This is a genomic window from Brachybacterium netajii (SeqCode), assembly GCF_054114245.1.
Window position 1 is genome coordinate 203678 of sequence record NZ_JBSYXB010000002.1, and the last position, 16272, is coordinate 219949.

Annotated in this window: 12 protein-coding genes; 8 read left to right on the top strand and 4 right to left on the bottom strand. The window is 72.1% G+C overall.

All coding sequences use genetic code 11. The annotated features are described in order from the left end of the window. Nucleotides 1–137 precede the first annotated feature (137 nt). Nucleotides 138–386: a preprotein translocase subunit SecG gene (secG, locus tag ACXET9_RS04660; RefSeq protein ID WP_457885274.1), complete on the top strand. Its 249-nt coding sequence runs from the start codon at nt 138–140 to the stop codon at nt 384–386. Between the two features lie 323 nt (nt 387–709). Here secG and pgl read toward each other — a convergent pair whose 3' ends face one another. The 4 genes from pgl to tkt form a co-directional block, all read right to left on the bottom strand. After that, nucleotides 710–2440, bottom strand: a complete 1731-nt coding sequence (pgl, locus tag ACXET9_RS04665; protein ID WP_457885275.1) for a 6-phosphogluconolactonase — start codon at nt 2438–2440, stop codon at nt 710–712. Further along, a complete protein-coding gene (gene zwf / locus ACXET9_RS04670; protein WP_457885277.1) occupies nt 2437–3999 on the bottom strand; it encodes a glucose-6-phosphate dehydrogenase in 1563 nt (520 codons plus the stop codon). The genes pgl and zwf overlap by 4 nt, the downstream gene beginning before the upstream one ends. Nucleotides 4000–4073: 74 nt before the next feature. Beyond that, the gene (gene tal / locus ACXET9_RS04675; protein WP_457885278.1) at nt 4074–5195 is read right to left on the bottom strand and encodes a transaldolase; all 1122 of its coding nucleotides are present in this window, start codon (nt 5193–5195) and stop codon (nt 4074–4076) included. Between the two features lie 94 nt (nt 5196–5289). Beyond that, nucleotides 5290–7389 (bottom strand): transketolase, encoded by a 2100-nt coding sequence (gene tkt, locus ACXET9_RS04680; RefSeq protein WP_457885280.1) that lies wholly within the window; start codon nt 7387–7389, stop codon nt 5290–5292. Between the two features lie 528 nt (nt 7390–7917). Between tkt and ACXET9_RS04685 the strand changes: the two genes are divergently transcribed. The 7 genes from ACXET9_RS04685 to ACXET9_RS04715 all read left to right on the top strand — a co-directional run bounded on the left by ACXET9_RS04685 (nt 7918) and on the right by ACXET9_RS04715 (nt 16248). Next, nucleotides 7918–8871, top strand: coding sequence for a heme o synthase (locus ACXET9_RS04685; RefSeq protein WP_457885282.1), 954 nt, complete (start codon nt 7918–7920; stop codon nt 8869–8871). Beyond that, nucleotides 8868–9824 (top strand): site-specific tyrosine recombinase XerD, encoded by a 957-nt coding sequence (locus ACXET9_RS04690; protein ID WP_457885284.1) that lies wholly within the window; start codon nt 8868–8870, stop codon nt 9822–9824. Before ACXET9_RS04685 ends, ACXET9_RS04690 begins: the two co-directional genes overlap by 4 nt. A gap of 160 nt (nt 9825–9984) precedes the next feature. Next, nucleotides 9985–10857, top strand: a complete 873-nt coding sequence (locus ACXET9_RS04695) for a ParA family protein (RefSeq protein WP_457885285.1) — start codon at nt 9985–9987, stop codon at nt 10855–10857. A 116-nt stretch (nt 10858–10973) separates the two neighbouring features. Beyond that, nucleotides 10974–11786, top strand: coding sequence for a pseudouridine synthase (locus ACXET9_RS04700; RefSeq protein ID WP_457885287.1), 813 nt, complete (start codon nt 10974–10976; stop codon nt 11784–11786). After that, entirely contained in the window at nt 11783–12949 is a 1167-nt protein-coding gene (locus tag ACXET9_RS04705) for a prephenate dehydrogenase (protein ID WP_457885289.1), read from the top strand. Before ACXET9_RS04700 ends, ACXET9_RS04705 begins: the two co-directional genes overlap by 4 nt. Before the next feature lie 20 nt (nt 12950–12969). Beyond that, the gene (der, locus tag ACXET9_RS04710) at nt 12970–15186 is read left to right on the top strand and encodes a bifunctional cytidylate kinase/GTPase Der (RefSeq protein WP_457885290.1); all 2217 of its coding nucleotides are present in this window, start codon (nt 12970–12972) and stop codon (nt 15184–15186) included. A gap of 132 nt (nt 15187–15318) precedes the next feature. Next, nucleotides 15319–16248, top strand: coding sequence for an NINE protein (locus ACXET9_RS04715; protein ID WP_457885292.1), 930 nt, complete (start codon nt 15319–15321; stop codon nt 16246–16248). The last annotated feature ends 24 nt before the right edge of the window (nt 16249–16272 follow it).

The following is a 16272-nucleotide window of genomic DNA, read 5'->3' on the forward strand; positions in this document are numbered from 1 at the left end:
GCGATCTCGAGAGCCCGTGCGGTCGGCGTCCCCGCCGTCTGCACGGGCTCCTCCTGTGACGGGCCGGACCGTCACGCGTTCGGACCGTCGAGTATGCTGGACCGGTCATTCCGACACCGTGGAAGGTGAACCTCTTCGTGGACCTGAATCTCCTGAGAACCGTCCTGCAGGTGCTGCTGGGCATCTCGAGCCTGCTCGTCGTGCTGCTCGTCCTGCTGCACAAGGGGCGCGGCGGCGGTCTCTCGGACATGTTCGGCGGCGGCGTCTCCTCGTCCGCCAGCGCCTCCGGCGTCGCCGAGCGCAACCTGAACCGTCTGACCATCACGCTCGCCATCCTGTGGGCGGCATGCTGCGTGGGTCTGGGCATCATCGAGCGCTTCATCTGAGCCCCTGAGCTCGCGGGCGGATCGCGCCGCACGGCGGCGCCCGCCCGTCCCCGCTGACACGAAGGGCCGGTCACCATCACGGTGACCGGCCCTTCGAGCATCACGGATGTCTTGTGTGCATTTGTGTGCATCTGTGTGTAAGGCGTGACTGTGGTTGTGCCGCTGCTCGGGACCACGCTCGGGACCGCGCCCGGGACCGCGCCCGATGGCGACGGTCGGCGGTCGGTCTCCGCCCCGGACGAGCGACGGCGCCGGACCGGGAGCAGATGCTCCGCGATCCGGCGCCGTCGGCGGGCCCGGGATAGGGCGGGATCGGTGCCCGGTCAGGCTCCTGCGTGCGCGCCGAGGCCCGAGGCCGCAGCCTCGTCGAGGTACCAGGTGGTCGACTCGAGGCCGCGCACCGCCGAGGCGGGGGCGGTCCACGGGGCGATGCCGCCATGGGCGAGGACGACAGCATCGGCCTTGTCCGCACCGGCGACCAGGAGGCCGACATGGCGGGCCGAGTTCAGCACCGGCCAGGTCAGGGACACGCGCTGGGACGGGGGCTTCGGCGAATCCTCGACCGCGACGGCGCTCGCGCCCGTCTCGTGCTGATCCGGGTGCTCCGGGAACAGCGAGGCGACATGGGCGTCGGGGCCGACGCCCAGCCAGAGCACGTCGAAGAACGCGTGCCCGCGGGTGCGGAACGGCTGATCGCCGCCCGCGGCGTCGAGCTGCTGCCCGTACCAGGCGGCGGCGTGGGACAGCGACATGCCGTCGGCGGTCGAGGGCATGACGTGGACGTTGCGCGCGGGGAGTCCGGCGGCCGCGAGCGGCTCGAGCAGGCTTGCACGCACGGCGACCTCGTTGCGATCGGCGTCGTCGGGGCCGACGAAGCGCTCATCGCCCCACCACAGGTGCACGGCCGAGAGGTCCACGCCGGCCGCGGCGATCGCCGCGGGGAGCGCGGCGGCGGCCTTCGTGCCGACGGTGCCTCCCGTGACGACCATATGGGCGACGGAGCGCTCGGCGACGGCCGTGGCGAGGGCGGAGGCCGCCTCGCGAGCCGCCGTCGCGGCGACCGCGTCGGCATCGGCGAGCACCTGGTCCACGGGCTCGGGCTTGCCGGTCGCGAAGGTCGCGGCGTCGTCGATCCCGCTGAAGGCGTGGGCGAGGACCTCGCCGTAGACCTCGTCGGGATCGAGGCGGCGCAGCTCCTCGGCGAGCAGCTCGTACAGCGAGCGGCGCGGCATCGTGACATGCTGGCCGTGCTCGTCGCCGGGCAGCGAGAGCAGCACGGTCTCGGGGGTGTTGCGCTGCAGCGAGATGACGCCGTCGGCGCGGTGCAGGTGCACGCCCACGACGCCGCGGGTGCTCGCCTGATCGGCCGGACGGTCGATCAGCTCGACCTCGACCTCGAGGGCCTTCTCCAGCCAGGCCTTCATCAGCACGACCGACGGGTCGGAGGGCGAGCCCGCGACCTGGACCGCGGTGGGCCGGGAGACGGGCGTGACCTCGTAGGTGCTCGCGATCAGGCCGCGCCACGTGGTCAGGCGCGACCAGGCGAGGTCCGAGTCGCCGCTCGCGTGCCCGCGGCGCAGCCGCTTGAGCACGGCGAGGGAGTCCTCGGCCGCGGCGGAGTCCGTGATGCGACGCTGGGACATGGAGCCCAGGACGTCGTGCACGGGGGAGGACGGCGCGTTCTCGGGCCACCAGGTGACGATCGGGGCGTCCGGCAGCAGCAGCGGCATGATCAGGGTGTCCAGCGAGGACATGATCTCGCCGCGGGCGCGCAGGATGACGATCTCCCCGGCGCCGGCATCGCGGCCCACGCGGATCTCGGCGTCCAGGCCGGCGGTCTCCGCCTGCGGGTCCGCGTCCACGACGAGCACCCGAGCGGGGTGCTCGTGGCTCGCGCGGACCGCGGCCTCGAGAGGCGCGTCGATGTCGTCGCCGGTCGCGACGATGATCAGCGTGAGGACCCGGCCGATGGTGGTGGCGCCGAAGGTCTCCCGCATCTCGATCATCTTCTTGTCGATCGCGGATGCGGTGGTGTCGGTCAGAGTGGTGATCACGGTCGCCTCCAGGCGCGTCCGTCGCGAGCGAGCATCTCGTGAGCGGTGTCCGGTCCCCAGGAGCCCGGTCGGTAGGGGGCGGGCGGCATGTGCTCGGCCCAGTACTCGGAGATCGGGTCGAGCACCTTCCAGGAGAGCTCGACCTCCTTCTGGCGCGGGAACAGCGGCGGGTCGCCCAGCAGCATGTCCAGGATCAGGCGCTCGTAGGCCTCCGGGGACTCCTCGGTGAAGTTCTGGCCGTACGCGAAGTCCATCGTCACATCGCGCACCTCCATCTGCGTGCCGGGGACCTTGGAGCCGAAGCGCATGGTCACGCCTTCATCGGGCTGGACGCGGATGACGATCGCGTTCTGGCCCAGGTCCGCCGTGTCCGTGGAGCGGAAGGGCAGGAACGGGGCGCGCTTGAAGACGACGGCGATCTCGGTGACGCGTCGTCCCAGGCGCTTGCCGGCGCGGAGGTAGAACGGCACGCCGGCCCAGCGGCGGGTGGCGATGTCCACGCGGAAGGCCGCGAAGGTCTCCGTGACGGAGTCGGCGGGGATGCCGTCCTCCTCGAGGTACGAGCGCACCTCCTCGCCGCCCTGCCAGCCGCCCGCGTACTGGCCGCGCGCGGTGTGCGCGCCCAGGTCCTCGGGCAGCTCGATGGCGGAGAGCACCTTCTCCTTCTCGGCGCGCAGGTCCGAGGCGCGGAAGGAGACGGGCTCCTCCATCGCGGTCAGCGCGAGCAGCTGGAGCAGGTGGTTCTGGATGACGTCGCGGGCGGTGCCGATGCCGTCGTAGTAGCCCGCGCGCGAGCCGATGCCGATGTCCTCGGCCATCGTGATCTGCACGTGGTCGACGTAGCTGGCGTTCCACACCGGCTCGAACATCTGGTTCGCGAAGCGCAGCGCGAGGATGTTCTGCACCGTCTCCTTGCCCAGGTAGTGGTCGATGCGGAAGACGTCCTCGGGACGGAAGACCTGCTCGACGACGTCGTTCAGCGCTCGGGCCGACTCGAGGTCGTGGCCGAAGGGCTTCTCGATGACGACGCGGCGCCAGGATCCGTCGCGCGGCGTGTTCAGACCCGAGCTCGCCAGCTGCGAGCAGACCTTCGGGAAGGCATCCGGCGGGATCGAGAGGTAGAAGGCGTGGTTGCCGCCGGTGCCGCGCGTGCGGTCGAGCTCGCCGACGACCTCGGTGAGCCGCTCGAAGGCGGCCGGATCGTCGAACGTGCCGGTCACGAAGCGCAGGCCGCCGCGGAGCTGCTCGAAGACGCTCTCGTCGAAGCCGGTGCGGGAATGCTCGGAGACGCTCTTGCGGACGTAGTCCGCGAAGTCGTCGTCGGACCAGTCGCGACGGCCGTAGCCGACCAGGCCGAAGCTCGGCGGCAGCAGGCCTCGGTGGGTGAGGTCGTAGATCGCGGGCAGGAGCTTCTTGCGCGCGAGGTCGCCGGTGACGCCGAACATCACCATGGAGCTCGGACCGGCGATGAGCGGCAGACGGCGATCGCGGGAGTCGCGCAGGGGGTTGCCCGCGGTCTCCTCGGTCGCCCCTGCCTGGGGGGCGCTGTTTTCAGTCACTGTGGTCCCTTCCTGGACACGGACAAGGCGGGCACGACCTGCCGGGACAGCAGATCGTGCCCGCAGGGGGGAGATCAGGCGCGGGTCGACTCGATCGAGGCGGACACCGTGCCGAGCAGGTCCTCCCAGGCCTGCTCGAACTTCTCGACGCCTTCGCGCTCGAGCTTCGCGAACACGTCCGCGAGGTCGACGCCGGCCTCGGCCACGCGGGCCAGGACGGCCTCGGCGGCCTCGGCCGCTGCGGCGTCGACCGCGGGGGCGAGCTCGGAGTGGTCGGCGACGGCCTCGAGGGTCTTCTCCGGCATGGTGTTCACGCTCGGGGAGGTGACGAGGTTGTCGACGTAGAGGGTGTCGGAGTAGTCGGGGTTCTTGACTCCGGTGGACGCCCACAGCGGGCGCTGCACGTTGGCTCCCTTGGCCTCGAGGGCGGCGAAGCGCTCCGAGGAGAAGGCCGTCAGGTACTCGCCGAAGGCGGCGCGGGCGTTGGCCACGCCGGCCGAGCCGCGCAGCGTCTCGGCCTCGCCGCCCAGCGCCTCGAGGCGCTTGTCGATCTCGGCGTCGACGCGGGAGACGAAGAACGAGGCGACCGAGTGGATCGTCGACAGGTCGATGCCGGCCGCGGCGGCCTTCTCGAGGCCCGCGAGGTAGGCGTCGACGACGGCGAGGTAGCGCTCGACGGAGAAGATCAGCGTCACGTTGACGCTGATGCCGCGCGAGATGACCTCGGTGATCGCCGGCAGGCCCTCGAGGGTCGCGGGGATCTTGATCATGACGTTCTCGCGGCCGACGACCTCGAAGAGGTGCTCGGCCTGCTCGATGGTCTTCGCGGTCTCGTGCGCGAGGCGGGGATCGACCTCGATGCTGACGCGGCCGTCGAAGCCCTCGGAGGTGCGGTAGATGTCGGCGAAGAGGTCCGAGGCGGCGCGGACGTCGTCCGTGGTGAGCACCTCGATGACGCCGTCGACGTCCTTGCCCTCGCTCGCGAGGCGGGCGACGTCCTCGGTGTACTCCGTCGAGCCGGAGATCGCGGCCTGGAAGATCGAGGGGTTGGTGGTCACGCCGACGACATCGCGGGAGGCGATGAGCTCGGCGAGGTTGCCGGAGGCGAGGCGGGAGCGGGAGAGGTCGTCGAGCCAGATGGAGACGCCGGCCTCGGAGAGGGCCTGGGTGCGGGGATTGCGGGTCGCGGACGACATGCTGTGTTCGTTCCTTCCGGATGCGGGATGCATCCTTGGCGATCGATGGGGGAGAGCGGCGGGGCGGGGCCGTGCGGCCCCGCCCCGCTGCGGGTCAGGCGCCTGCGGAGGCGAGGGACTCCTTGGCGGCGGCCACGACGGCCTCCGGGGTGAAGCCGAACTCGCGGAAGAGCGTCTTCGCGTCGGCGGACGCGCCGTAGTGCTCGAGGGAGACGGCGCGGCCGTGGGTGCCCAGGAAGCGGTACCAGGGCATCGCGATGCCGGCCTCGACGGTCACGCGGGCGGCGACCGAGGAGGGGAGCACGGACTCCTTGTACTCGTCATCCTGCTCGTCGAACCACTCGACGGACGGCATCGAGACCAGGCGGGCGGGAATGCCCTCGGCCTCGAGCTGCTTCTGCGCCTCGGCGGCGTACTGCACCTCGGAGCCGGTGGCGATCAGGATGACCTGGGGGGCGCCGGTGGAGGCGTCCTTCATGACGTAGCCGCCCCGGGCGAGGCCCTCGGCGCCCGCGTACTCGGTGCGGTCGAAGGTCGGCAGCGCCTGGCGGGAGAGGATCAGGCCGACGGGGCCGTTGTCGCGCTCGAGCAGGGCCTTCCAGGCCTGGGCGGTCTCGTTGGCATCGGCCGGGCGCACGATCGACAGGTTGGGGATCGCGCGGTAGGCGGCCAGGTGCTCGACCGGCTGGTGGGTCGGGCCGTCCTCACCGAGGCCGATGGAGTCGTGGGTCCACACGTAGGTGGCCGGCGTCTTCATCAGCGAGGCGAGGCGCACGGCGCCGCGCATGTAGTCGGCGAACTGGAAGAAGGTGCCGCCGTAGGGGCGGGTGAGCCCGTGCAGCGAGATCCCCGAGAGGATCGAGCCCATGGCGTGCTCGCGGATGCCGAAGTGCAGCGTGCGACCGTACTTGTCGCCGGCGAACTCGGAGGAGGAGCGCTCGGAGGGCAGGAAGGACGGCTCGCCCTTCATCGTGGTGTTGTTCGAGCCCGCGAGGTCGGCGGAGCCGCCCCAGAGCTCGGGCACCACGCCGGCGAGGGCGTTGAGGACCTGGCCGGAGGCGGCGCGGGTGGCGACGCCCTTCTCGGAGGCCTCGAAGGACGGGATCGCCTCGGCGAAGCCCTCGGGCAGCTCGCGCGCGACCAGGCGGTCGAGCAGGGCGGCCCTGTCGGCGTTGGCGGAGCGCCATGCCTGGTAGCCCTTGTCCCACTCGGCCTGGGCGGCGACGGCGCGGTCGGCCAGCGCGCGGGTGTGCGCGAGGACGTCCTCGTCGACCTGGAAGGTCTGCTCGGGGTCGAGGCCGACGGCCTTCTTCAGACCCGCGACGCCCTCGGCGCCGAGCTTGGCGCCGTGGACCGTGTGGCTGCCGGCCAGCTCGGGGATCGGCCAGCCGATGACCGTGCGCAGCCGGATGAAGGTCGGCTTGTCGGTGACCTTCTGGCCCTCGAGGATCGCGTCCTTGAGCGCCGCGACGTCCTCGACGTACTCGGTGCCGCCGTTGGTCCAGTCCACCGTGCGGACGTCCCAGCCGTAGGCCTCGTAGCGGGCCGCGGTGTCCTCGGTGAAGGCGATGGAGGTGTCGCCCTCGATGGAGATCTCGTTGTCGTCCCACAGGACGATGAGGTTGCCCAGCTGCTGCGTGCCGGCGATGGAGCTGGCCTCGGAGCTCACGCCCTCCTCGAGGTCGCCGTCGGAGGCGATCACGTAGGTGAAGTGGTCGAAGGGGCTGGTGCCCTCGGCGGCCTCGGGATCGAGCAGACCGCGCTCACGACGCTGCGCCATGGCGAAGCCGACGGCGGAGGAGATGCCCTGGCCGAGCGGGCCGGTGGTGATCTCGACGCCGGAGGTGTGGAAGTTCTCGGGGTGGCCCGGGGTCTTCGAGCCCCAGGTGCGCAGCTCCTCGATGTCCTTCTTCTCGAGGCCGAAGCCGCCGAGGAAGAGCTGGATGTACTGGGTCAGGCTCGAGTGGCCCGCCGACAGCACGAAGCGATCGCGGCCCAGCCACTGGGGGTCGCGGGGATCGTGGCGCATCACGTCCTGGTAGAGCAGGTACGCGGCGGGGGCCAGGCTCACCGCGGTGCCGGGGTGGCCGTTGCCCACCTTCTCCACCGCATCGGCGGCGAGCACGCGGGCGGTGTCCACGGCGCGCTTGTCGAGGTCGGTCCAGCCTGCAGGAGCCTTGAACGAATCGGTCACGGGGAATGGTTCCTCTCTCCGGATGACGGCGGGATGCCGACGGACTGTGGACTCCTCGCATCCGCAGAGCGCCCGGCAGCGCAGGGCGGCCGACTGCGGGATCGGAGCAACGCTCCCTACCTTAAACTCCTGCGCCGCTGCGGCCACACCGTGTACCGCCCGTTGCCGTCCTGTTGTCTTCGCTGTCGGCGAACATTCGAGCAAGCGCTTGCCGCCGTTCGTGCACTCCTCACCTCGACGGATCCGCGGCTGGAGGCGGGGCGGGGAGCTGGAGCGATGGGGCGCGGAGGCCTCCCGCGGAGGCGCTCGGCGGGCGGTTCGAGCGCGGACCGGCGGGCTGCGCCGATGTGACGGGACAGACCGCAGGATCGGGCGCGTCGGACGACATGGAGCGTCACGGAGGTGAGCCGACAGACTCCGGGTGCTCCGACTCACCCGGGTCGGAGGTCCCTCCCGGTGATGCGAACCCCTACTATGGAGAGGTTGCACGCGGTGCCGAGCCGCGATCACGAGGAAGGACGGTGGGCGGTGACCGCCACCCAGGGAGCGTCGACCAGCAGGGCAGGCCGCAGCGAGGGCGGGTCCGATCCGCGAACGCTCAAGGGGACGGTCCGCGCGTACGTCGCGCTGACCAAGCCGCGGATCATCGAGCTGCTGCTCATCACCACCATCCCCACGATGTTCCTCGCCGCGGGGGGCTTCCCCTCCTGGTGGCTCATCGTCGCGACGATGGTCGGCGGCTATCTCGCCGCCGGCGGCGCGAACACGCTGAACATGTACCTCGATCGCGACATCGACGCGAAGATGAAGCGCACGCGCAACCGCCCGATCGTCACCGGCGAGGTCTCCCCGCGCGCCGCGCTGGTCTTCGGCATCGTGCTCTCGATCGTCTCCGCGCTGTGGCTCGGGCTCCTGGTGAACTGGATGTCCGCCGCTCTCGCCGTCGGGGCGATCCTGCTGTACGTCGTGTTCTACACGATGATCCTCAAGCGCCGCACCAGCCAGAACATCGTCTGGGGCGGGATCGCGGGCTGCATGCCCGTGCTCATCGGCTGGTCCTCCGTGACCGGGACGGTCTCCTGGACGGCTGTGCTGCTGTTCCTGGTCATCTTCTTCTGGACGCCGCCGCACTACTGGCCGCTGGCGGAGAAGTTCACGAAGGACTACGCGGACGCGGGCGTCCCGATGCTCCCCGTCGTGGCGAGCCGCAGCAAGGTCGCCGGGCAGATGCTCATGCACACCGGCCTCATGATCGCCTCGAGCCTCGCGATCATCCCGCTGGGCCACACCGGCTGGGTGTACGCCATCGGCGCGGTCGCCTCCGGCGCGTGGTTCGGCTACCTCGTGGTGCGCTACGCGATCCGCACCCGCAAGGGCCTGTCCGGTCGCAAGCTCGGCCCCATGACCGTCTTCCACGGCTCCATCACCTACCTCACGGTCCTCTTCGTCGCCCTCGCGATCGATCCCTTCGTGCAGCTGTGAGGCCCGGCGACGGCCGCCAGCTCGAGCAGTACCTCGCGCATCTGCGCGTCGAGCGCGGGCTGTCCGCCAACACCCTGGCCGCCTACCGGCGCGATCTGACCCGCTATCTCGCACATCTCGAGGGGCAGGGGATCGAGCTCGCCGGGGTCGTGCCGCAGGATCTCTCGGAGCACCTGCAGGCGCTGCGCACCGGGTCCGACGGCGGGAGCCCGCTCGCGGCGTCCTCCGCGGCGAGGGCCCTCGCGGCCGTGCGCGGTCTGCACGCCTTCCTCGACGCGGAGAGCGCCTCGAGCGCGGGGGACCCCTCCCGCTCGATCCCCGCTCCGACCCTGCCCGGGCGGCTTCCCCACCCGCTCGAGGTCGATCAGGTGGTGGCGCTCCTGGAGGCCGCGAGCCTGCCGGGCACCGGAGCGCTCGCGACCGAGCGGGCGCTGCGCGACCGCGCGCTCGTCGAGCTCCTGTACGGGCTCGGCGCCCGGATCTCCGAGGCCGTCGGGATCGACGTCGACGACATCGACCGCGAGCAGCGCGCAGCCCTCCTCCGCGGCAAGGGCGACAAGCAGCGCGTCGTGCCCGTCGGCCGCTATGCCCTCGAGGCGCTCGACGCCTACCTGACGCGGGCGCGTCCTGCCCTCGCCGCGCGCGGGAACGGGGGAGCGGCCCTCTTCCTGGGGTCGCGCGGAACCCGTCTGACGCGGCAGGCCGCGTGGCAGATCGTGCGGGACGCCGCGGCGGCCGCCGGTCTCGAGGACCTCGCCGAGCCCATCAGCCCGCACACGCTGCGGCACTCGTACGCCACGCACCTCCTCCAGGGAGGCGCCGACGTCCGCAGCGTGCAGGAGCTGCTCGGGCATGCTTCGGTGACGACGACGCAGCTGTACACCCAGGTCACCGTGGACTCGCTGCGGGAGATCCACGCAGGTACCCACCCTCGCGCAGGTTCTGGGGCTTAGACTTGCCGGGCGAGCGGCCGGACCCCCAGGGGCTCCGGGCCCCGTCCCTCCGCCGCCGACGGCGCACGTGCGCGACCCCGGTCAGGCCGGAGACGCCCGAGGGCGCGACGGACCTCGCCCACGACCATCCCGACCACGACGCCGACGACAGGACAACGACGTGAGCGCGACCTCCCACCAGCAGCTGGACATCGACCTGGGGCCCACGGGCCGCCCGATGCCCGAGCTGCCGGAGCCCGGACAGCTGGACGGCCACGGGCCGGCACGGATCATCTCGATGGTCAACCAGAAGGGCGGGGTCGGCAAGACCACCAGCGTCATCAACCTCGGAGCGGCGCTCGCGGAGCTCGGCCGCCGCGTGCTGCTCGTCGATCTCGATCCGCAGGGAGCGCTCAGCGCCGGCACCGGCGTGAACCCCTACGACCTCGATCTCACGGTCTACAACCTGCTGATGGAGCGCGGGCACGAGGTCCGCGACGTCATCCAGGAGACGAGCACGGAGAACCTCGACGTGCTGCCGGCGAACATCGACCTCTCGGCGGCGGAGGTCACCCTCGTCAACGAGGTCGCCCGCGAGATGGCGCTCGCCCGCGTGCTCAAGCCCGTCATCGACGACTACGACGTCATCATCATCGACTGCCAGCCGTCTCTGGGCCTGCTCACCGTCAACGCCCTCGCGGCCAGCCACGGCGTGATCATCCCGCTGGAGGCCGAGTACTTCGCTCTGCGCGGCGTGGCCCTCCTGGTGGAGACCATCGAGAAGGTGCAGGACCGCATCAACCCGAAGCTCGAGATGGACGGCATCCTCATCACGATGTTCGATCCCCGCACCCTGCATGCCCGGGAGGTGTGCCAGCGCGTGGTCGAGGCCTTCCCCGACAAGGTCTTCCACACCACGATCAATCGCACCGTGAAGTTCCCCGATGCCTCCGTCGCCGCGGAGCCGATCATCACCTTCGCCTCGACCAACAAGGGCGCCGAGGCCTACCGGCAGCTCGCGCGCGAGCTGATCCATCGCGGCGGAGCCGCCTGATGGCCGGCGAGGAGCGCGGGCAGGGCCGAGGTCAGGGACGGGGACGAGGGCAGGGGACGGGTCGGGGCGGCGCCCCGCACCGTCGTCGGCGCAGCGCCTTCACGCCGCCGAAGGAGGTGCGGCTGCGCACCGAGGACGGGGCGCCGGCGCGCACCCGGCCGGCCGCCGAGGGGCACGAGGAGGCCGAGATCCATCGGGAGGAGGGCGAGCGGCTGCAGAAGGTGCTCGCCCGGGCGGGCTTCGGCTCCCGCCGCGCCTGCGAGGCGATCATCGCGCAGGGCCGTGTGAGCGTCGACGGAGAGATCGTCGCCGAGCAGGGCGTGCGGATCGACCCGACGACGCAGGCCGTGCACGTCGACGGTCGTCGTCTGCAGCTCGACGACGGGAAGCTGACCGTGGTGCTGAACAAGCCCCGTCATGTGGTCAGCGCGATGGCGGACCCGGAGGGCCGACGGGACCTCACGGAGTTCGCGGCGCCGTATTCGCATCGGCTGTACCACGTCGGCCGCCTCGACTACGAGACCGAGGGGCTGCTGCTGCTGACGAACGACGGCGAGCTCGCCCATCGTCTGACCCACCCGAGCTTCGAGATCGAGAAGACCTATGTCTGCCGCTTCGACGCTCCCGGCGGCCCCCCGCGCGGCCTGGTCAAGGCGCTGCGGGACGGCGTGGAGCTCGAGGACGGCCCCGCCCGCGCCGACCGGGCGCGGATCCTCGCGCAGGACGGTCGCGAGGCCGTGGTGGAGGTGACCCTCCACGAGGGGCGCAACCGGATCGTGCGCCGCATGTTCGCCTCCCAGGGCTTCGAGCTGACCCGGCTCATGCGCACCCGCATCGGGCCCGTGCTGCTGGGCGATCTCGCCCCCGGGCAGACCCGCGAGCTGACCTCGAGGGAGCTGGGCACGCTGATGGCGGAGGTCGGTCTGTGAGCACGGACGGCCTGTCCGCGCCGTCCGCGACGTCCGCCGCGGACTCCGGCCTGCCGTGCACCGTCCGCATCATCGGCGTCGGGCTGATCGGCGGCTCGCTGGGCCTCGCGCTCACCGCCGCCGGGGTCGACGTGCAGCTGCAGGACGTCTCCCCGGGGACGACGGCGCTGGCGGTCGAGCTCGGCGTCGGCAGCATCGCCGGCGAGGGCGCGGCCGCGCCGGAGCTCGTCGTCGTCGCCGCCCCGCCCGATGTCGCCGCTGAGCTCGTCGCGCAGGCGCTGCGCGCGCATCCGCAGGCGATCGTCGCGGATGTCGCGAGCGTGAAGCGGACGGTCCTGGAGGGGCTCCGGCTCCGTCGCGACCAGGGGGTCCTGTCCGACGACGATCTCGCCCGGTATGTCGGCGCGCATCCGATGGCGGGACGGGAGGTCTCCGGCGTGATCGCCGCGCAGGCGGATCTCTTCCTCGGCCGTCCGCTCGTCGTGTGCCCGCATGCGACCTCCCGGCCGCGCGGAGCCGCCATGCTCAAGCGGATCGCCGTGGAGCTCGGGGCGCTGCCGGTCGTCATGGACGCCGAGCGCCACGACACCGCCGTCGCCCATGTCTCCCATGCCCCGCAGGTGATGGCGAGCCTCCTGGCCACCCAGCTCCTCGACGCCGACGAGGGGGCGCTCGAGCTCGCCGGGCAGGGTCTGCGGGACTCCACCCGCATCGCGGCCTCGGACCCGCGGCTGTGGGTCGAGATCCTCAGCGCCAACGCCGCGGCGCTGCTCCCGGTCCTGCGGGGCCTGTCGGACCGGCTCGACGAGGTGACCGAGGCGGTCGCGGCGCTGACGGGAGATCCGGCCCCCGAGCGCGGATCGCGGCGCGCGGTGGCGAGCCTCATCGCCGACGGCAACCGGGGCGTCGGCCGCATCCCCGGGAAGCACGGTCGCGGGACCGATGCGTTCGTCACGCTGACCGTCCTCGTCCCCGACCGCCCGGGCGAGCTCGCGCGCCTGCTCACGGAGATCGGCGAGATCGGCGTGAACCTCGAGGACCTGCATCTCGAGCATTCCCTCGGCCAGCCCGTCGGCCTCGCGCACATCGCGATCGACGGGACCCATGAGGCCCTGCTCACGGGGGAGCTGCGGGTTCGCGGCTGGACCGTCGCGGAGGCCTGAGGGACATCTATCCTTGGGGGATGGATTCCCCTGACACCGTCCCCGCCCCTGCCCGCCGCGGCGTCTCCGTCGCGATCGACGGCCCGGCCGGCTCGGGGAAGTCCACCGTCGCCCGCCGCATCGCCGAGCAGAACGCCGGCGGCGTCCTCGACACCGGCGCCATGTACCGGGCCGTGACCTGGCTGTGCCTCGAGGACGGCGTCGATCTGGACGATCGCGAGGCCGTCGCCGCCGTCGCCGAGGGCATCGACCTCGAGATCGGCACCGATCCCGAGGGCGCCCGCGTCGTCGTCGCCGGCCGCGACCTCACGGCGGAGATCCGCACCGAGCGCATCAGCACCGCGGTCAGCGCCATCGCCACCAACACTCTCGTGCGCCCGATCCTGCAGCGGCGCCAGCGCGAGCTTCTGCGCTCCGTCGCCGATGAGCGCGGCCTGTGCGCCGCGGAGGGTCGCGACATCACGACCGTCGTCGCCCCCGACGCCGACGTGCGGGTGCTGCTGACCGCGAGCGACGAGGCGCGCATGGAGCGCCGTGCCCGCGAGCTCTCCCTCGAGGACTCCGAGGAGACGCGCGAGCGCATGCGCGACCAGGTGCTGCGCCGGGATCGCGACGACTCGACGGTCTCGGAGTTCCTCACCGCCGGAGAGGGCGTCGTCGCCGTCGACACCACCGATCTGGGGATCGATGACGTCGTCGCACGGGTCCAGGGCCTCATCGACGCCGTGCGCGGCGACGACGAGGAAGCATCCGTCCCGGCGGTCGAGGTCGTGCGCACGGTCGCGGAGGACTCCGACGGCCATCCGAGCGACGAGGCCATCGAGGCGGCCCTGCGTGCGGGCCTGTCCGACTTCGAGCTCGATGAGGAGGATCTCGCGCTGCTCGCGGGGGACGAGGACGAGCTCTACTCCGCCGCCCCTGCCCGCAACCTTCCGGTCGTCGCCGTCGTCGGACGCCCCAATGTCGGCAAGTCCACGCTGGTCAACCGCATCCTGGGCCGTCGCGAGGCGGTCGTCGAGGACAGGCCCGGCGTCACCCGCGACCGCGTCTTCTACGAGGCCGAGTGGGCGGGTCGCGATTTCTGGCTCGTCGACACCGGCGGCTGGGAGGATCGGGTCGAGGGCATCGCCTACCGCGTCGCGGAGCAGGCGGAGATCGCCGTCGAGCTCGCCGACGTCGTGATGTTCATCGTGGACGCCAACGTCGGCATCACCCAGACCGACGAGCAGATGCTCAAGGTCCTGCGGCGCACCTCGCATCCCGTCGTGCTGGTCGCGAACAAGGTCGACGACCAGCGCGGCGAGCTCGAGGCCGCGGGACTGTGGAACCTCGGCCTCGGAGAGCCGCATCCGGTCTCCGCGCTGCACGGCCGCGGCTCCGGCGACCTGCTCGACGCCGTCATGGCGGTTCTGCCGGAGGAGGGCCGCGGCGCTCCCGTGGACAACGGACCGCGGCGCATCGCGCTCGTCGGCCGCCCGAACGTCGGCAAGTCCTCGCTGCTGAACCGTCTCGCGGGGGAGAACCGGGTGGTCGTCGACGATGTGGCGGGCACCACCCGCGACCCGGTCGATGAGAAGATCACGCTCGGCGAGAAGGTCTGGACCTTCGTGGACACCGCCGGCATCCGCCGCCGCGTGCTGCAGTCCCAGGGCGCGGACTACTACGCCTCGCTGCGCACCCGGGCGGCGCTGGACCGCGCCGAGGTCGCCGTCGTGCTCCTCGAGGCCTCGGAGACGATCTCCACCCAGGATCTGAAGATCATCGACATGGTCCTGGAGTCGGGCCGCGCGCTCGTCCTCGCCTTCAACAAGTGGGATCTGCTGGACGAGGAGCGGCGTCTCCAGCTCGAGGGCGAGATCCAGCGGGATCTCGCGCATGTGGCCTGGGCTCCGCGGGTGAACCTCTCCGCGAAGACGGGCCGCCACGCCGAGAAGCTGGTGCCGGCGATCGAGATGGCGCTCGAGTCCTGGGACCAGCGCATCCCCACGGGCCGCCTCAACGCCTTCCTCGGCACCCTCGTCGCCGCGCACCCGCATCCGCTGCGCGGCGGCAAGCAGTCCCGCATCCTCTTCGCGACCCAGGCGCGGACCCGTCCGCCGCGGTTCGTGATCTTCGCCTCGGGCTTCCTCGAGCACGGCTACCGCCGCTTCATCGAGCGCCGCCTGCGCGAGGAGTTCGAGTTCACCGGCTCGCCGATCGTCATCGGCGTGAGGATCCGCGAGAAGCGTCGACGCTGACGAGCGTCCCCGGCGACGCCGTCGCCTCCGTCCCGGGTCCGGGCCTGCCGCAGCGACGGCACCGCCCGGGCCCGCCGCGTCGGCCGACGGGCCGAGTGTCGTGCACCACGGGCGAGCCGTTACGCTGTCCCCATGAGCACCACGGGCGACAACGGATCCTGGAACGACCAGCAGCCGGAGGGCGCGGACGCGCAGCACTCCGACGCACAGCAGTACGGGCAGCAGAACCCGTACGGGGCAGTGCCGCAGAACCCCTACGGCGAGCAGGCCCCGGCCGTCGAGAGCGCTCCGAGCGCGCAGGACCCGTGGGCCGCCCCCGCTCCGGCGGCCGAGGCCGCACAGGATCCGTGGGCCGCCCCGCCGGCGCAGGAGCCCGCCCCTGCCGAGCAGCCGCCGGCGGAGGCGACCCTCGTCGACCCGGTTCCGGCGTACGGCCAGCCCGCCGCGTCGGCCGGCGATCCCTACGGGCAGTCGGCCCCCGATCCCTACGGCCAGTCGGCCCCGTCCGCCGCGCCGGCAGCGTCCGCCGCTGACCCCTACGGCCAGTCGGCCCCGTCCGCCGCGGATCCGTACGGCCAGTCGCAGCAGGCCTGGTCCGCGGCCGCCCCCGAGGCCGCGCAGGGCGCCCCGGCGAGCGATCCCTATGGTCAGCCCGGCGTCCGGCAGGGCGTCGATCAGGCCGCGCAGCAGCCGTACGGCCAGCAGTCCGCGGACCAGCAGGCCTTCAGCGCGGCATCCGCCGGGCAGGCCCCGTACGGCCAGCAGTCCGCCGGACAGGCGCCCTACGGCCAGCAGCCGCCTGCCGGGCAGGTCCCGCAGGCCGGTGTCGCCGGTCGTCAGCCCCAGAGCCGCCTCCTCGTGGGGCTGCTGGGCATCTTCCTCGGAGGCTGGGGTGTCCACCGCTTCCTGCTGGGGTACACCAAGATGGGCGTCATCCAGATCATCGTGACCGTCCTCACCTGCGGCCTCGGATCGCTGTGGGGTCTCGTCGAGGGGATCATGATCCTCGCGAAGTCGGAGAGCTTCCAGCGCGACGCCCACGGCGTCCCGCTGGTCGACTGACCACGGGCAGACTGACCTCGTGCC

What these genes read in the sequence shown, in the direction of transcription:
- ACXET9_RS04715 (WP_457885292.1), top strand. Translation starts at nt 15,319, where the DNA reads ATGAGCACCACGGGCGACAACGGATCCTGGAACGACCAGCAGCCGGAG.
- tal (WP_457885278.1), bottom strand. Translation starts at nt 5,195, where the DNA reads ATGTCGTCCGCGACCCGCAATCCCCGCACCCAGGCCCTCTCCGAGGCC.
- der (WP_457885290.1), top strand. Translation starts at nt 12,970, where the DNA reads ATGGATTCCCCTGACACCGTCCCCGCCCCTGCCCGCCGCGGCGTCTCC.